Annotated in this window: 14 protein-coding genes; 10 read left to right on the top strand and 4 right to left on the bottom strand. The window is 68.1% G+C overall.

The features are described 5' to 3' along the window. Positions 1-175: 175 nt before the first annotated feature. Together AMS67_RS03990 and AMS67_RS03995 are read left to right on the top strand one after the other, a co-directional pair. Positions 176-733, top strand: coding sequence for a hypothetical protein (locus tag AMS67_RS03990; RefSeq protein WP_053386213.1), 558 nt, complete (start codon positions 176-178; stop codon positions 731-733). A 2-nt stretch (positions 734-735) separates the two neighbouring features. Beyond that, a complete protein-coding gene (locus AMS67_RS03995; protein ID WP_053386214.1) occupies positions 736-1,329 on the top strand; it encodes a TetR/AcrR family transcriptional regulator in 594 nt (197 codons plus the stop codon). 64 nt (positions 1,330-1,393) lie between these two features. Here AMS67_RS03995 and AMS67_RS04000 read toward each other — a convergent pair whose 3' ends face one another. The 3 genes from AMS67_RS04000 to AMS67_RS04010 form a co-directional block, all read right to left on the bottom strand. Then, positions 1,394-2,440 carry a hemolysin family protein gene (locus AMS67_RS04000; RefSeq protein WP_053353685.1) on the bottom strand — a complete coding sequence of 349 codons (1,047 nt, stop codon included), beginning with the start codon at positions 2,438-2,440 and terminating at the stop codon, positions 1,394-1,396. Then, positions 2,437-3,813, bottom strand: a complete 1,377-nt coding sequence (locus AMS67_RS04005; protein ID WP_053386215.1) for a hemolysin family protein — start codon at positions 3,811-3,813, stop codon at positions 2,437-2,439. Before AMS67_RS04005 ends, AMS67_RS04000 begins: the two co-directional genes overlap by 4 nt. Before the next feature lie 119 nt (positions 3,814-3,932). Then, positions 3,933-4,634, bottom strand: coding sequence for a GntR family transcriptional regulator (locus AMS67_RS04010; protein ID WP_053386216.1), 702 nt, complete (start codon positions 4,632-4,634; stop codon positions 3,933-3,935). A 67-nt stretch (positions 4,635-4,701) separates the two neighbouring features. Here AMS67_RS04010 and AMS67_RS04015 point away from each other — a divergent pair, with 67 nt between their 5' ends. The 8 genes from AMS67_RS04015 (at position 4,702) to AMS67_RS04050 (ending at position 13,953) form a co-directional block, all read left to right on the top strand. Further along, positions 4,702-5,475 carry a DsbA family protein gene (locus AMS67_RS04015; RefSeq protein WP_053386217.1) on the top strand — a complete coding sequence of 258 codons (774 nt, stop codon included), beginning with the start codon at positions 4,702-4,704 and terminating at the stop codon, positions 5,473-5,475. A 2-nt stretch (positions 5,476-5,477) separates the two neighbouring features. Beyond that, a complete protein-coding gene (locus AMS67_RS04020) occupies positions 5,478-6,326 on the top strand; it encodes a cytochrome c biogenesis CcdA family protein (protein ID WP_053386218.1) in 849 nt (282 codons plus the stop codon). Positions 6,327-6,497: 171 nt separating this feature from the next. Further along, entirely contained in the window at positions 6,498-7,091 is a 594-nt protein-coding gene (locus tag AMS67_RS04025) for a short chain dehydrogenase (RefSeq protein WP_053386235.1), read from the top strand. A gap of 126 nt (positions 7,092-7,217) precedes the next feature. Next, on the top strand, positions 7,218-8,594 hold the full coding sequence (locus tag AMS67_RS04030; protein ID WP_053386219.1) for an NAD-dependent succinate-semialdehyde dehydrogenase: 1,377 nt from the start codon (positions 7,218-7,220) through the stop codon (positions 8,592-8,594). A 193-nt stretch (positions 8,595-8,787) separates the two neighbouring features. Beyond that, a complete protein-coding gene (locus AMS67_RS04035; RefSeq protein WP_053386220.1) occupies positions 8,788-10,233 on the top strand; it encodes an APC family permease in 1,446 nt (481 codons plus the stop codon). A gap of 86 nt (positions 10,234-10,319) precedes the next feature. Beyond that, positions 10,320-12,017 carry an amidohydrolase gene (locus AMS67_RS04040; RefSeq protein WP_053386221.1) on the top strand — a complete coding sequence of 566 codons (1,698 nt, stop codon included), beginning with the start codon at positions 10,320-10,322 and terminating at the stop codon, positions 12,015-12,017. A 55-nt stretch (positions 12,018-12,072) separates the two neighbouring features. Further along, positions 12,073-13,452: a helix-turn-helix transcriptional regulator gene (locus AMS67_RS04045; protein WP_162230810.1), complete on the top strand. Its 1,380-nt coding sequence runs from the start codon at positions 12,073-12,075 to the stop codon at positions 13,450-13,452. A 24-nt stretch (positions 13,453-13,476) separates the two neighbouring features. Then, the gene (locus AMS67_RS04050) at positions 13,477-13,953 is read left to right on the top strand and encodes a hypothetical protein (RefSeq protein WP_053386223.1); all 477 of its coding nucleotides are present in this window, start codon (positions 13,477-13,479) and stop codon (positions 13,951-13,953) included. Positions 13,954-14,121: 168 nt separating this feature from the next. Here the strand turns inward: AMS67_RS04050 and AMS67_RS04055 are convergent, their stop codons facing one another. Next, positions 14,122-15,090 carry an NADP-dependent oxidoreductase gene (locus tag AMS67_RS04055; RefSeq protein ID WP_053386224.1) on the bottom strand — a complete coding sequence of 323 codons (969 nt, stop codon included), beginning with the start codon at positions 15,088-15,090 and terminating at the stop codon, positions 14,122-14,124. Between the last annotated feature and the right edge of the window lie 59 nt (positions 15,091-15,149).

Raw genomic sequence — 15,149 nt, forward strand, 5'->3', positions numbered from 1 at the left:
TCAGGCTCAGGCGCCAGACGTCACTCGGCCCCGGCTCGGATTCCACTGGAACCGAGCCGGGGCCGAGTGCGTTGCGCCCGCTGCTCGTCGGCTGCCGAGGCGCGCTCGGCGCCGGGCAAGTGGCGCAATGCAGTTTTATGAGTACACTCGTACTCATAAACGAGGGGAGTCGGGCATGATCCTGGTGGCAATTGTGGTGTGCGAGGTCGCGTTCTGGGTGGCGATCCTCATGGGGCTCGCGGCCCGGTACCTGCTGCGCCGACCGCGTCTGGGTGCCGCACTGCTCATGCTCGCACCGGTCATCGATGCGGTGCTGCTGCTGCTGGTCGTGGTCGATCTGCTCGGCGGGGGCACGGCCTCCTGGCACCACGGACTCGCAGCGATTTACATCGGCGTCTCCATCGCCTACGGCAAGCGCATGGTCGCCTGGGCCGACATCCGATTCAAGCAACGATTCGCGGGTGGCCCGGCGCCGGAGCGACTGTACGGTGCGCGTTACGCGACCAAGTGCTGGAAAGACTTGGGGCTCACGGTGATCGCCGTCGCCATCGCAGCGGCAATCCTGGGGGCGATCATCGCGGTGGTCGACGATGCCGCGCGCACGGCGGCCCTCTCTGGTTTCTTCCGCATCCTCGGAATCATCGTCGTGATCGAGTGCATCTGGGCAGTGAGCTACACGCTATGGCCGAAGAAGCCCAGCGCGTTGCAGCACCCAGCAGAAGTGCGTGCCTGATCATGCCGCGCAGAATCGACGCCGAGCTGCGCACCGAGCAGATCGGCGCAGCAGCGCTGCGTGTGCTTGAGCGCGACGGGTTGAGCGGGCTCTCGGTGCGCGGAGTCGCTACTGAGGCGGCAATCGCTGCGGCGTCGCTCAGGCGCCTGTTTCCCAGTCAGCACGCATTGCGCGTGTACTGCCTCGAACGCATCGAAGCGCGCGCGACGGCGAGAATCGCGGCGCTCGACCTGGAAGGGCGGGAGCTCGCCGAGGGGCTCCTGGCCCAACTCCTGCCGCTCGACGACGTGCGCCGCGCAGAGCTGATCGCTCAAGTGCAGCTCGGCGTGCTCGCGCTGACGGATGACTCGCTGCGGCCCGCCGCGATCAGGCTCAGCGCGGGAGTCGATCGCGCCTGCGCCTCAGCCATTGAGATCATCTCGCACGCGGGAGAGCTGGGCGACGGGCGCGATCCCGTGGCAGAAACGCGGCGTCTGCGGGCGCTGCTCGACGGGCTCGCGATGCACGATCTGTGGGGCGGCAACGCCGAGACGTCGACGCAGACGCTGCAGACTCTCGCGCACCACTTCGACGAGCTCGCGCGGCCCGTGGGCTGAACGCGAACGGCCCCGGCCTGAGTTCCGTGAGGAACCGGGCCGGGGCCGTTGCCGTGCCTGGATGTTACAGCGCGTGAGCGGTGTCTTCCACCTCGCCGACTAGCTCCTCGACGATGTCTTCCAAGAAGAGCACTCCGGTGAAGCCGGCCTCGTCTGAGCCGACGCGGGCGATGTGCGCCCCGCGCTCGCGCAGCAGGTCAAGCGCCTCCTCGACCTCGGCGTCGCCCATCACGGTCGGCAGCTCGCGCATGCGGTCGAGTGGGATGGGCGCGTCGATCTCATCCGCCGACGAGAGGTCGAGGATGTCTTTCAGATGCAGGTAGCGCTCGGGGGTGCCGTCGGCCGACTGCAGCACGTAGCGCGAGTACCCGTGCTCAGACACGGCTTGCTGCACCTGGCGCGGGGTCGCGTCGAGGGGCAGGCGCACGAGCGACGCGAGCGGCACCTCGACGTCGGCGACGCGCTTCTCGGTGAACTCGAACGCCGCCGTGATGGTGCCGCTGGTGTCTTCGAGGGTGCCCTCACGGGTCGATTGCTCGACGATCGATGCCACCTGGTCGATGGTGAACGCCGTGTTGGCCTCGTCGCGCGGCTGCACGCCGCACATGCGCAGGAAGCCGTTCGCGATCCAGTTCAACGACTTGATGAGTGGGCCGACGACCTTCGACACGAACACGAGGGGCGGGGCGAGCAGCAGGGCGGCGCGATCCGGCACCGAGAATGCGAGGTTCTTCGGCACCATCTCGCCGAACACCACGTGCAGGAAGGTGACGAGCACGAGCGCGACGATGAACGCCGTGATCGAGACGGCCTGGGCGGTGAGGCCGGTCCAAGCGAGCAGCGGGATCTCGAGCAGGTGGTGAATCGCCGGCTCAGAGACGTTCAAGATGACCAGCGAGCAGACGGTGATGCCGAGCTGGCTGGTCGCCAGCATGAGCGTCGCGTGCTCCATCGCCCACAGCGTGGTCTTCGCGGCCTTGCTGCCGGCGGCGGCCCGCGGCTCGATTTGCGAGCGGCGGGCGGAGATGACGGCGAACTCGGCGCCCACGAAGAACGCGTTCACCACCAGGAGGACGACGAGCCAGATGAGGCCGGGCAGGTACTCGTTCATCGTGCGGCCTCCTGGTCGATGCCTCGTTCAAAGGTTTCGATCACCCGATCGCGGGTCGCGAAAGCGGGGTCGGTGGTCACATCGTGCGATGCGTAGCGCAGGCGTGTGATGCGGGCGCCCTCAAACTCTTCGACGCGCAGGGTGCCGTGTTCGAGCGGCAGCTCTTCGCCGAGATCAGGGATGCGCTCGAGCGTTTCGAGCACATAGCCGGCGACGGTCTCGTACTCTTCGCTCTCGGGCACGCGAATCGCGAGGCGATCCCACAGCTCGTCGGGGCGCAGCGACGCGGGGAACAGGATCGCATCGCCGTCGATCACCACCTCTTCGTCGAGCTCGTCGTGCTCGTCGCGTACTTCGCCGAGCAACTCTTCGACCAGGTCTTCGAGCGTCACGACACCCGCGGTGCCGCCGTGCTCATCGACGACGACCGCAAACTGGTAGCCGCGCTGGCGCAGCACCTCGAGCAGCGACTCGACGCCGGCGGCCTCGGGCACGCGCACGGGCTCCGACATGATCTCGGAGACCGAGGTGTACTCGCGGCGCTCGAAGTCGACCCCGTAGGCCGACTTCACGTGCACGATGCCGACGATGTCGTCGACGCTGTCGCCGAACACCGGGAACCGCGAGTGCCCGGTCTCGACGCTGCGTGCAACGACGTCGGCGGCGGTCGAGGTGCGGGGCAGCATCTCGGCGACGACGCGCGGCGTCATCACGTCTTCCGCGGTGCGCGAAGAGAACGAGAGCGTGCGGTGCAGCATGGTGGCGTCGTCGTGGTCGAGGGATCCCTCGAGCGCCGAGCGGCGCACGAGGAAGCTGAGCTCCTCGGCCGTGCGGGCACCCGAAAGCTCTTCCTTCGGCTCGATGCCCATCGAGCGGATCAGACGGTTCGCCGTGCCGTTGAGCAGCGAGACGACCGGCCGGAACAGGAAAGTGAAGCCGATCTGCAGCGGAATCACAACCTTCGAGGTCGCGAGCGGCACAGCAAGTGCGAAGTTCTTCGGGATCAGCTCGCCGAAAATCATCGAAAAGAGGGTGGCGAGCACGATCGCGACGACCGCGCCGACACCGACGACACCCGCCTCGGGCACGCCGATGCTCATGAGCGGCCCGCGCAGCAACGAGCTGATCGCGGGCTCGAACGTGTAGCCGGCGAGCAGCGTCGTCAGCGTGATGCCGAGCTGTGCCGCCGAGAGGTGGGTCGACGTGATCTTGAGCGCCGAGATCGTCGGCCCCAGTCGCCGCTCACCGCGGGCGCGGCGCTGCTCGAGCTCGGGGCGATCCAAGTTCACCAGTGCGAACTCGGACGCCACGAAGACGCCCGTGCCGAGCGTCAAGAGGACCCCCGCAAGGAGGCCCCAGATTTCCCCTGTCATCGCTCACCTCCAACCAACGCTGAAAAGGTGAGCTTCGTACTATGACCGGGTCTGTCGTCCATAGTCATCGAAATTACTGAGGAAAACCGTGAAAGTGCCGTGACGCGCCGTGCGGGGTGTCACGGGTCGAGCCGGTATGTCTCGTTGAGGTGATGCCGGAGCAGCGCATCGAATCGCACGAGAGGCGCCTCAGCGCTCGCCGCAGCAGCGGAATCGAGCGGGGCGTGCGGTGCATCGGAGTGCGCACCCGCGGCTTCGAGGGCGTCGAGCATGGCCGAGTGCTCGGCCAGAATTTCGTCGCTGCGATCGAAGAGCCGCTGCCCGTAACTGAAGAGCAGGAAGCGTTGGCGATCCGCCAATCGGTCGTAGAGCTCGGTGAGCACGGCGTTGCGCGCTGCGGTGACGAAGGAGCGATGAAAGTCGATGCTGAGTTCCACGAATCCCGGAAGGTCACGGGCCTCGAGGCGTTCGCGTTGAGCCGGCAACTGCTCACGAAGTGCTGCGGCCGTGCGGCGGCGCAGCGTCGGGCACGCCGAACGCACCGCGCCCGACTCGAGCAGTACCTTCGACTGCGCCAGATCGGCGACCGACTGCGCACTCACCTCGCGCACGAGTGCGCCCCGCTTGGGATAGATGGTGAGCCAGCCCTCGTCTTGCAGCCGGATGAGTGCCGCGCGCACGGGGGTTCTGCTCACGCCCACCGATGCGGCGATGGTGGACTCGCTGAGCATGGTGCCACCGACATATGCGCCCGTAAGGATGTCGTCGAGCACGGTGCGATACGCGCGGTCGGCGGCGGAGTCGGAGGGGGCGCTGTGCATGGTGACTATTCTCCGCCCTCCCAGATCGAACTCAGTCCGCTCAGGATACATCTTGTATCCTAGATGGGTGTCGCAGCAATCATCCTCCTCACGCACCGCCAACCGTCGCCTGAAATCGTGGCTCTTCCTCGCAGCCGCCGTCATCGTCTTCCTCGGTGTCGTCATCTTCGCTCAAGCGTCGATGAACAACGGCACCGGGTCGTTCGGGGCTGGGGCGAAGCAGGGCGAATCCGCCACGGACGGAAGCGGTGCGAGCGCGGAAGACGCCGCATCGCCCGCCGGGTTCGAGACCCGTGACCCGGCCGACCCGATGGCGATCGGTGACGTCGATGCACCTGTCGTGCTCGTCGAGTGGACCGACATGCGCTGCCCTTACTGCGCGGTGTTCAACCAGGAGACGCTGCCGACGATCGTCGACGAATACGTTGATGCCGGCAAGGTGCGCATCGAGGTGCGCGACGTGGCGTTCTTCGGTGAGGAGTCGGAGACCGCATCGGTTGCCGCCCGAGCCGCCGGGGAGCAGGGCAAGTTCATTGAGTACCTCGACGCCGTCTATGCGGCGGCGCCCGCCGAGGGGCACCCCGACCTGCCGGTCGGTCAGCTCATCGGCTTCGCGAAAGAGGTCGGTGTGCCCGATATCGCGAAGTTCAAAGCCGACCTCGCAGATCCGGCACTGCGCGCCGCTGTGCAGCAGAGCACGTCGACCGCGCAGCAACTCGGAGTCACCGGGGTGCCGTTCTTCGCCGTCGGCACCAACGCGCTGTCGGGTGCGCAGCCGATCGACGCGTTCCGCGACTTCCTCGACACTGCCATCGAATCGGCACCCGACTCGGCCGCCTGATAGTGGAACTCGGTCTGCTTGGAGCGTTTCTCGGCGGCGTGCTCACGCTGCTGAGCCCCTGCTCGGTGATGCTGCTGCCGGCGTTCTTCTCGTACGCGTTCACCTCACCGGGGGCGATGGTCGCCCGCACCGGCGTGTTCTACCTCGGGCTCATCACCACGCTCGTGCCACTCGGTGTGCTGGCCGGCACGCTCGGCGCGTTCGTCAACGCGCACCGCGACGGCTTCGTGCTGGTCGCCTCGATCGTCGTCATCGTGCTCGGCGCACTGCTGCTGTTGAACGTGCCCCTGCCGTTCATCCGGGGCCGCGAGGGTGACGGCGGCGGCACGACCGCACTCTCCGTCTACGCGCTCGGCACGATCTACGGCCTCGCGGGGGTCTGTGCCGGCCCGCTGCTCGGCGCCGTACTCACAGTCGCTGCAGTCTCGGGCAACGCGCTGCTCGGCGGCGTGACGCTGCTCGTCTTCGCGGCGGGCATGGCCCTGCCGCTGCTGCTGCTGAGTCTGCTCTGGACGCGCCTGCCGTTCGTGCGCCGCATCGTGCGGCCCCGTGAGGTGCGCGTCGGGTGGTGGCGCAACACCTGGACCGGCATCATCGGCGGTGTGCTCACCATCGGCATCGGCGTGTTCATGCTGGTGACGCGCGGCACCACGAGCCTCGGCGGGGTGCTCGGCGCCTCCGATCAGGTGCGCCTCGAAGGGTGGGTGCTCGAGCAGTCGCGATCCGTACCCGACTTCGTTGTCGTCGGCGTCGTGCTCGCGATCGCGGCTATCGCGCTGTGGTGGTCACGGCGTCGCGCGCGGCTCGTGCGGCAGCGCGATGCGCTCGCTGCGTCCGCATCGCCGCGTTGATGCGCTTCGCATTCAGAGCGACGACCGCCGAGGCGATGACGCCGGGAAGAGTCATGGTCAGGATGATGAGTGCTTGAGGTTCCATGTGTTCCAGCGTAGAAAATGGAAGATGAGGCGGCATCCGCCGCAGGAATGAATCCGATCCGCCGCGAGGCGGAGAGAGCGAGCATCATGCGCATCTTGATCGTTGGAGCTTCTGGCCACGTGGGATCGGCCGCAGCGCGGGCGCTGAGCGCCAAGCACGAGGTCGTCGGGCTCAGCCGCAGCACCGACCCCGCAATCGATCTGCTTGATCCGGAGTCGATTCGCGCCGCCTTCGATCGTCTCGGCCGATTCGACGCCGTGGTCTCGGCGTTCGGCTCCGCGCCCTTCAAGCCGGCGCCCGAGCTGACCACCGAAGACCTCGAGTCTGCGTTTCGTGGCAAGGTGCTCAGCCAGCTCTCGCTCGTGCGCATCGGCCTCGAATTCGTCGAAGAACACGGGTCGTTCACGCTCACCACGGGCATTCTGGCGCGCGAATCGCTGCCTGCCGGGGCCGCTGCCGCGATGGCGAACGGTGCGGTCGAATCGTACGTGCGGTCGGCGGGCAACGAGCTGCCGCGCGGGATCCGCCTGAACGCCGTCAGCCCGAACGTGCTCGCGTCGGCGACCGGATACCACGAGGCGTTCGCGGGGTTCGAGCCCGTCTCCGACGAACGCGTGGGTCTCGCCTACGTGCGCTCGGTCGAGGGCAACGACACCGGTCGTACGTACCCCGTCGACTGAACCGGGTCGCTCGCCGATCGCCGTGTCGGCTGCGAAGCACCCGGGCGCAGTGGATTTCGGGGCTGGTTGCGGGCATGCTGTTCGTGGTGCACAGCAGCACCATCCCTAACTGAAGGAACGATATTCATGTCCAAGTACCGGGTGCAGAATCCTGCCACGGGTGAGGTTCTCGAGACATTCGAGGCCGCCACCGATGCGCAGATCGAGGAGGCGCTTGCGGGCGCCGACGCCGTATACCGGGAATGGCGGGAGCGGAGCGTGCAAGAGCGCGCCGCGGTCGTCAAACGGGTCGCCGAGATCTTCATCGAGCGCAAGGACGAGCTCGCTCGTCTGATCGCGCTCGAGATGGGCAAGTCGATCGCGGAGTCGATCGATGAGGTCGAGTTCGCGGCGCAGATCATCGACTATTACGCGGTGTACGGCCCGAGCCTCATCACGGATGCCGAGATCCCGAGCACGATTCCGGGCAAGGCCATCATCGAGCACCTGCCGGTCGGCACGCTGCTCGGCGTGATGCCGTGGAACTTCCCGTACTACCAGGTTGCCCGTTTCGCGGCCCCGAACCTGGTGCTCGGCAACACGATCTTGCTGAAGCACGCCGACGTCTGCGCGCGGTCGGCGCTGACGATCCAGGAGATCATGGAAGAGGCCGGCGTTCCCGTCGGCGGCTACCAGAACGTCTTCGCGTCGCACGATCAGATCGCGACGATCATCGCTGACTCACGCGTGCAGGGCGTCTCGCTCACCGGTTCCGAGCGTGCAGGCGCGATCATCGGTGCGCAGGCCGGTTCGAACTTGAAGAAGGCCGTGCTCGAGCTCGGCGGCATCGACGCGATGGTCGTGCTCGACTCCGATGACGTGGCCGACGTCGCGAAGCAGGCCTGGGACTTCCGCGTCTACAACGCGGGGCAGGTGTGCAACTCGAACAAGCGCCTCATCGTGATGGATGACATCTACGATGAGTTCGTCGCCGAGCTCGTGAAGCTCGCCGAGGGCCTCGTGCCGGGCGATCAGCTCGACCTGCAGGAGGGTCAGTTCGTGCCCCTCTCGTCGCGTGCGGCGGCTGAGACTGTTGACGCCCAGGTGCAGAAAGCGGTGTCCGAGGGGGCGAAGCTGCTCGCCGGCGGTGTGCTCTCCGATGGCCCCGCGGCGTACTACTCGCCCGCGGTGCTCGTCGATGTGCCGCGCGATTCCGAGTCGTACGGGGTCGAGATCTTCGGCCCGGTGGCCACGGTCTACAAGGTGTCGAGCGATGAGGAAGCACTCGAACTCGCCAACGACTGCGCACTGGGCCTCGGCGGCTCGGTGTTCTCGACCGATGAGGCTCGCGCGGCGCGCGTCGCGTCCAAGCTCGAGACCGGTATGAGCCACGTGAACATCATCGCGGCGGAGTCGGCCGAGCTGCCCTTCGGCGGCGTGAAGCACTCGGGCTTCGGTCGCGAGATGGGCCCGATCGGTATCGGGGAGTTCGCGAACAAGCGCTTGTACTTCGTCGCGAAGTAGGCGTTCGACGCTGATCAGCGGGCCGCGGGGTGGAAAGCCACCTCGTGGCCCGCTGTCGTTGGCGGCGCGGAACGCAGCGCAGGCGCTCACCCCCATGTCATGCGACTCGGCCCGAATCGTCATGTTGTCGCGAGCTCCGCCGCCGTACCTTGGCACTGGCGCGATCGTTGCGCCACTCAGCGAGGAGGATCACATGGGCGAGCGCACGGGCAGTTTCAAGCGGGTGCTTTCCCTGCGGCACCTGGTCGCGTTCGGCCTCGCGTATCTCGCCCCGACGGTGGTCTTCAACTATTACGGCATCGCGACGAGCCTGACCGGCGGCATGATGGCGCTCGCGTATCTCGTGACGATGGCCGCGATGTTCTTCACCGCCTATTCGTACGCGCAGATGGTCAAGGCCTTTCCGATTTCGGGATCGGCGTACACCTACGTGCAGCGAGCGGTGAACCCGTGGGCCGGCTTCGCCGCGGGCTGGGTGCTGCTGCTCGACTATCTGCTGCTGCCGATGATTTGCTACCTGCTCTTCGGCGTCTACATGAATGAGTACGTGCCGCAGGTGCCCGTGTTCGTCTGGGTGATCCTCGCCGCCGTCTTCGGCATGGGCATCAACATTCTGGGCGCTCGGGTGTCGGGCCGCGTCAACGTCGTGCTGGTGGCGGCGCAAGTGTTGTTCTGTGTGGTGCTGGTCGGCCTCATCATCGGGTTCGTGCTCGGCGGGGGCGGCAGCGGCCACCTGTTCGTGCCCGAGGCAATTCTCGATGTGGCCCGGTTCGACGGCGGCAACCTGCTGTGGGCGAGCTCGATTCTCGCGGTCTCGTTCCTCGGGTTCGACGCTGTCTCGACGCTTGCCGAAGAAGCGCACGAGCCCCAGCGCACGCTGCCCCGCGCCATCATGATCGTCTGCATCGGCGCCGGCATCGCTTTCGCGGTCATCGCCTACTTCTTGCAGATCGCCTGGCCGAACGCGTACGCCGAGATCGCCGACGCCGACACCGGTATCTTCGAACTCCTGCCGCAGATCGGCGGCGAACCGCTGGCGTTCTCGTTCTTCCTCACCGATCAGCTCGCGAGCATCCTCGCCGGCACCGCAGCGATCACCGCGGTGTCGCGCGTGCTCTACAGCATGGGTCGCGACGGCATCCTGCCGCGACGATTCTTCGGGCGCCTGTCGCCTCGCTTCGGCACCCCCGTCGGCAACATCGTGCTCACGGGCCTCATCTCGCTGACCGCGATCTTCTACGCCGAGAACCTGTTCGGAGCGGCGTCGCTCACGAGTTTCGGCGCGATCACCGGGTTCATCATGGTGAACTACGCGGTCTTCAACCACTACTTCGTGCGCGAGGGGCGTCGCACACCGGCCGACATCGGCAGGTATCTGGTGCTCCCGGCGGTGGGCATCGCGGTCAATGCGGTGCTCTGGTTCAACATCGACGCGCACGCCAAGATTCTGGGAGGCATCTGGCTCGCGATCGGCGTCGCCTACCTCGCGTTCGCGACGCGCGGGTTCAAGACTCCACCCACCGGCATCCAGTTCGACGAGGCCGCAGATGGCGACGGCGGTAGCGACAGGGGCTCGGCTCATGCCGAGGGGGCCGGCGCCGACCCAGCATCGGTCAGTGCCCCGGGCGGGCCCCGCTGATCCGGCACCCGCTGCCCGCACCCGCTACCTCGTTGTCGCGCTGCCCCACGCCACCTCGTCACGTTCGATCGATCGGAGATCTTCCCGTGCTCACCGTGCTCACCAACGCCCGCATCCGCACCCTCGACCCGCAGCGGCCTGAGGCCGACACCCTCGTGATCGACGGTGACACGATCGCGTTCGTCGGCCCCGCCGCCGAGCGGCCCGAACACCCCGGTGCCGCCGTCGTCGACCTCGGGGGGCGCACGGTGATCCCGGGCTTCATCGACAGCCACACGCATCCCGAGATGGTGACAAAGAGCGCCTGGCACGTGCGGTTGCCGTGGACGCACGACGTCGACGAGTTGCTCGACTTTATCCGCGCATACGCGGCGGAGCATCCGAAAGAGGAAGCACCGTTTCTGTACTTCGAGTATTACCCGAGCACGCTCTTCGCCGGCAGTGCGCCTACGAAAGAACTGCTCGACACCGCGGTCAGCGACCGGCCGGTGCTGTGCCAAGACTTCAGCGAGCACGAGCACTGGGTCAACAGCAAGATGCTCGAACTCATGGAGGTGACCCGTGAGACGCCCGACCCGGTGCCGGGCCTCGAGATGTTCGTGCGCGACGACGCGGGCGAGCCCACCGGCCTGCTGCGCGAGATGGTGCACGCACGGTTCATCGACACGATGTACGCGACGCTCGGGTGGGTGCCGCCCGAAGAGATCACGCCTGAGCGGCTGCAAGACGGCTTCCTCGACTTCATGGCCGAGCGCGGCGTCACCGCCCTGTTCGACGCCATGCTCGTGGACGACGACGTGGTGCGCTCGCTCGCAGAGCTCGAAGCGCGCGGCGAACTGCACCTGCAGTACTCGGGCGCCGTGCGGTTCCGCACTCTCGCCGACCTCCCCGAAGCGATCGCGCGGGCGCAGCGACTCGACGCCGAATACGGCAGCGACCGCATCCGAGTGAACGCGCTCAAGCTTTTTCTCGACGGCACGAACGAGAGCGGCAACAGTGCGGTGCTCGAGTCGCTCTGCGGATCCCATCGCGCCGACGACCGCGGCGAGATCCAGATGGAGACCGCCGAGCTGCAGGCGTGCTTCGAACTCTGCAGCCGCGAGCGCATCGACGTGCACATCCACCTGGTCGGCGACCGGGCATTCCGCACCGCCTGCGACGCCGCCGAGGCCGCTCAGCGGACGCTCGCCGCAGCGGGCGAGGAGTGGGGCACCCGCATCACGCTCGCGCACTGCGAGCTGGTCGACCCCGCAGACATGCATCGCCCCGCCGAACTCGGCATCTTTGTGAACTGGACGCCCCACTGGTCGGGCGCCTACTTCGGTGAGGGCGCCATTGAGCACCTGGGTGAAGAGCGTTGGAACCGCATGTACGACTTCACCGCGATCGCCCGCCACGGTGCCACGGTGACGCTCGCGAGCGACGTGGTCACGGCCTACGAGCTGCACCGGGGCGACCCACTCTTCGGCATGCAGGTCGCGCACACGCGCGTGGATCCGGAATACCCGCTCGCCCCCGAACGCTTTCCGGGCAGCGCCCGCCCGCAGCCCGGGGCACGGCTACCCCTCGAACTGCTGCTCGAGGGCTACACGATCAACGGCGCACGACAGCTGCGCATCGATGATCGCGCCGGATCACTTGAGGCCGGCAAGCGGGCGACCCTGAATGTGCTCAGCGCCGACCCGGCAGACGTCGAGCCGTCGGCGCTCGCCGGGATTCGCTGCGATGCCGTGCTCTTCGAAGGTCGCGTCATTTCGGGATCGCTCGACGCGCGTTCGCAGTAGCGTGCGGTGCGGGGCCGAGCTCGCTGACCGGTTCGGGCGGTCTATGCTGACTGCCATGCGCGCGCACCGAGGAGTCGACGGAATCGCCGTCGAAGCCGCCTCGGTGCGCCGCACCTCGGTGCACCGGCACCCCGAAATCATCGAGTTCGTCTACGCGCTGCGGGGCGAGCTCGACGTGCAGGTGAGCAGCGAGCAGTACCTGCTCGAGGAGGGCGATTTCGCGCTGCTGAACGCCGGCGATACGCACTCCTTCGAGGGGCGCCGCGAGTGCACCGTCGTGACGCTGCAGATCGATGTCGCTGCGTTCGCCGACGAGTTCCCTGAGCTGCCGAGCAAGATCTTCGCCTGCGAGTCGTTCGATCTGGCCCGATACCTGGGCACCGAGGCCTACCTGCGCGATGTGCTGCTCGCGATTTTCGCGGCGCCGCCCGCAGACCGTCGGCCGCTCGTCTCGGCGCTGCTGCACGACCTGATCGAGTTCTACGGGGTCGAGCAGTACTACGACCGTCGCCGAGTCATCAATCACACCCGCCGCGCACTGCTGCGCACCATGCTCACGCTGCTGCGCACGCACGCATCCGAGCGCAATGTGCTCGAGCGCATCAGCGACGAGATGAACTACAGCAAGGGCGCGCTCTCCCGGCTGACCCGCGACGCGATGGGCATGAGCTTCAGCGATATCCTCACGAACCTGCGCCTGACGCGGGCCGAGGTGCTGCTGCTCGAGAGCGACGACACGATGGTGTCGATCGCGCACGCCTGCGGGTTCTCGGACGTGAAGTACTTCACGCGCGCGTTCCGCGCCTGGTTCGGGTGCACGCCCGCGGCCTATCGCACGGCGCACCGCGGCAGAGTGCACGCCGGCGACGACCTCGACCCGCTGGGTGAGCCCCTGCCGCAGCTCGTCGAGCAGCATCGCGCCGTGGCGCTGCCGAGCGGCCGCCCGACACGGCGCAGCGCGACCCCCATCGCGGTCGTCACCTCGGCGGCGGCCCCCGACACCTTCGACTCGGGATCTGCGCTGCCGCAGATCGCCGGGCCCTCCGGGGTTCGGGATCGCCCATCGTTCAGCAACGGGCCGACGCCCGCGGAAGCGCCGCATCTGCTGCCGATCCGGGTGCTCGACGATGCTGCGGAGTCCGCTGCGGAGGCTGCGGGCGCCAATGATCGAGAAGCCGGCGACCCCGATGCGGCCGACCGCTGGCGCGACATCTGGAGTGGGGTCGACCGCGAGCTGTACCGTCCCGTGCTCATCGTGCCGGCCGATCGCGGCGCCGACGCAGCGCGTATCGTCGCTGAACTCCGAGCGCACGGCGACGACCTGATCGAGCTCTGGGTGACGTACCGCTTCGGCGATGCCGGCCTCGCGGAGTCGGTCGCCGCCGACCTGCGCGCGCTGCCCGGAGTCACCGCGACTCCCATGCTCGCGGCCTGAGCCGGCACGCGGCACACTGGGGGCATGCGCATCCGCACCGAGTTCGAAGCCCCCTGCACCGCCGAAGTCGCCTGGCGAGCGCTGCACGACCCCCTTGCGGTCGGCGCGCTCTACGCCCCGCTGCTCGCGATGACGCCGCGCGGCGAGTTTCCGGAGGTGCTGAGCACCGGCAGCGAGGTGCGCGTGCGGCTCGCGGCGTTCGGGGTGGTGCCGGTGGGTGAGCAGGCGATCCGGATCACCGATCTCTTGCCGACCGACCCCGACGGGTGGCCCCGCACCATGCGCGACCACGGCGAGGCGCTCTCGGGTCCGCTGTCGGGGCTCACCGAGTGGCGGCACGAGATGACGATCTCGCGCTCGCGCGCGTCAGCCCACCGCGCCGTCTGGACCGACGAGCTGCACATCGCGGGGCCGACCGCGCCGCTCATTCGGCCGGGCCTGGCGCTGATGTGGCGCTGGCGCGGCCGCAAACTGCGCCGCCTCGCCGCCGACTGGCGGTAGGCGGGGTCGGGCCGCCCCGCCGCCCTATCTACCGCCGAGCGCCTCCTTTCTCGCCGAGCCCCTGCGAAATGTGCGCACACATTGGAGGGATTCGGCGAGAAAGGAGGCGCTCGGCGAGGTCAGGGCCGGGTCGGCGCCCTGGGCGGGACGGGCGCGCCGAGCCGCGCCCTACTCCGCCGGGTCGAGCAGCGCTGCGCGCTGCTCCGCGGTCAGCGGCGTCGCCGGGAACTGCAGCACGACTTTGCCCACCGGGTGCTCCTCGATCAAGAAGCGGTAAGCCTCGTGCACCTCGGCGACGTCGAACACCCGCTCGACAGGGGCCTGAATGTGCCCGTACGCGATCGCCTTCGCCAGCCAGTCGAGGTCGCCGTGCTTCGCGACGCCGCTGCCGTCGGTGTGCACGCCGTGGCTCTCGGCGGCACCCGGCCCGGCTCCGATCGAATTCGTGCGGTCGGCCGGTACGCCGAGCGACGCGAACAGGTCGAGCTCGTCGGGCCCCTGCGTCGCGAAGGCCGCCTGGATGCCGTCGGGTGCGGCGGCGCGGAGGCGATCCGCCAGCCCGTCGCCGTAGGCGATCGGTTCGATGCCGAGTGACCGGAGTGCGGCCGCATTGCGCTCGCTCGAGATGCCGAGCACGCGCGCACCGAGGTTGAGGGCCAGCTGGGCGGCGAGCACGCCGACGCCGCCGGACGCACCCGACACGACCACGGTCTCGCCCTCGGCGGGGCGGATCGCGCGGATGCCCGCGATCGCGGTGCGGCCGGTGATGTGCAGGGCGCCCGCGGTGTCGAGACCGAGGCCGCGCGGCACAAGGTGGAGGGTCGCCGCCGGGTCGGTGACGAGCAGGGATGCGGTCTGCGCCTGCTGCGAGAGCCCGCCGAACACGAGATCGCCGGGCTTGAAGCCTTCGACGCCGTCGCCGACCTGATCGACGATGCCGGCGTAGTCGGTGCCGTTGCCCGATGCGCCATCAACGGGGCCGAACGCGCCGCTCACGATCTTCCAGTCGACCGGGTTGAGCCCGGCGTAGCGCACCTGCACCCGCACCTGCCCGGGCCCGGCCTCGGGGGCCGCGATGTCGACGAGCTGCAGCTGCTCGACGCCGCCGTTTGCGCGGTACTGAACGGTCGTGCTCATGTGGTGCTCCTTCGGGTCTGCGTGCGAGCCGCGCCGATCGGCGGGTTCACCAGCACCAA

The organism is Leucobacter japonicus, from assembly GCF_001273855.1.
GTDB lineage: Bacteria > Actinomycetota > Actinomycetes > Actinomycetales > Microbacteriaceae > Leucobacter > Leucobacter japonicus.

Bases quoted from the DNA above. Each gene is read 5' to 3' on its own strand.
- AMS67_RS03990 (WP_053386213.1), top strand. From the start codon at position 176: ATGATCCTGGTGGCAATTGTGGTGTGCGAGGTCGCGTTCTGGGTGGCG.
- AMS67_RS03995 (WP_053386214.1), top strand. From the start codon at position 736: ATGCCGCGCAGAATCGACGCCGAGCTGCGCACCGAGCAGATCGGCGCA.
- AMS67_RS04000 (WP_053353685.1), bottom strand. From the start codon at position 2,440: ATGAACGAGTACCTGCCCGGCCTCATCTGGCTCGTCGTCCTCCTGGTG.
- AMS67_RS04005 (WP_053386215.1), bottom strand. From the start codon at position 3,813: ATGACAGGGGAAATCTGGGGCCTCCTTGCGGGGGTCCTCTTGACGCTC.
- AMS67_RS04010 (WP_053386216.1), bottom strand. From the start codon at position 4,634: ATGCACAGCGCCCCCTCCGACTCCGCCGCCGACCGCGCGTATCGCACC.
- AMS67_RS04025 (WP_053386235.1), top strand. From the start codon at position 6,498: ATGCGCATCTTGATCGTTGGAGCTTCTGGCCACGTGGGATCGGCCGCA.
- AMS67_RS04030 (WP_053386219.1), top strand. From the start codon at position 7,218: ATGTCCAAGTACCGGGTGCAGAATCCTGCCACGGGTGAGGTTCTCGAG.
- AMS67_RS04035 (WP_053386220.1), top strand. From the start codon at position 8,788: ATGGGCGAGCGCACGGGCAGTTTCAAGCGGGTGCTTTCCCTGCGGCAC.
- AMS67_RS04045 (WP_162230810.1), top strand. From the start codon at position 12,073: ATGCGCGCGCACCGAGGAGTCGACGGAATCGCCGTCGAAGCCGCCTCG.
- AMS67_RS04050 (WP_053386223.1), top strand. From the start codon at position 13,477: ATGCGCATCCGCACCGAGTTCGAAGCCCCCTGCACCGCCGAAGTCGCC.
- AMS67_RS04055 (WP_053386224.1), bottom strand. From the start codon at position 15,090: ATGAGCACGACCGTTCAGTACCGCGCAAACGGCGGCGTCGAGCAGCTG.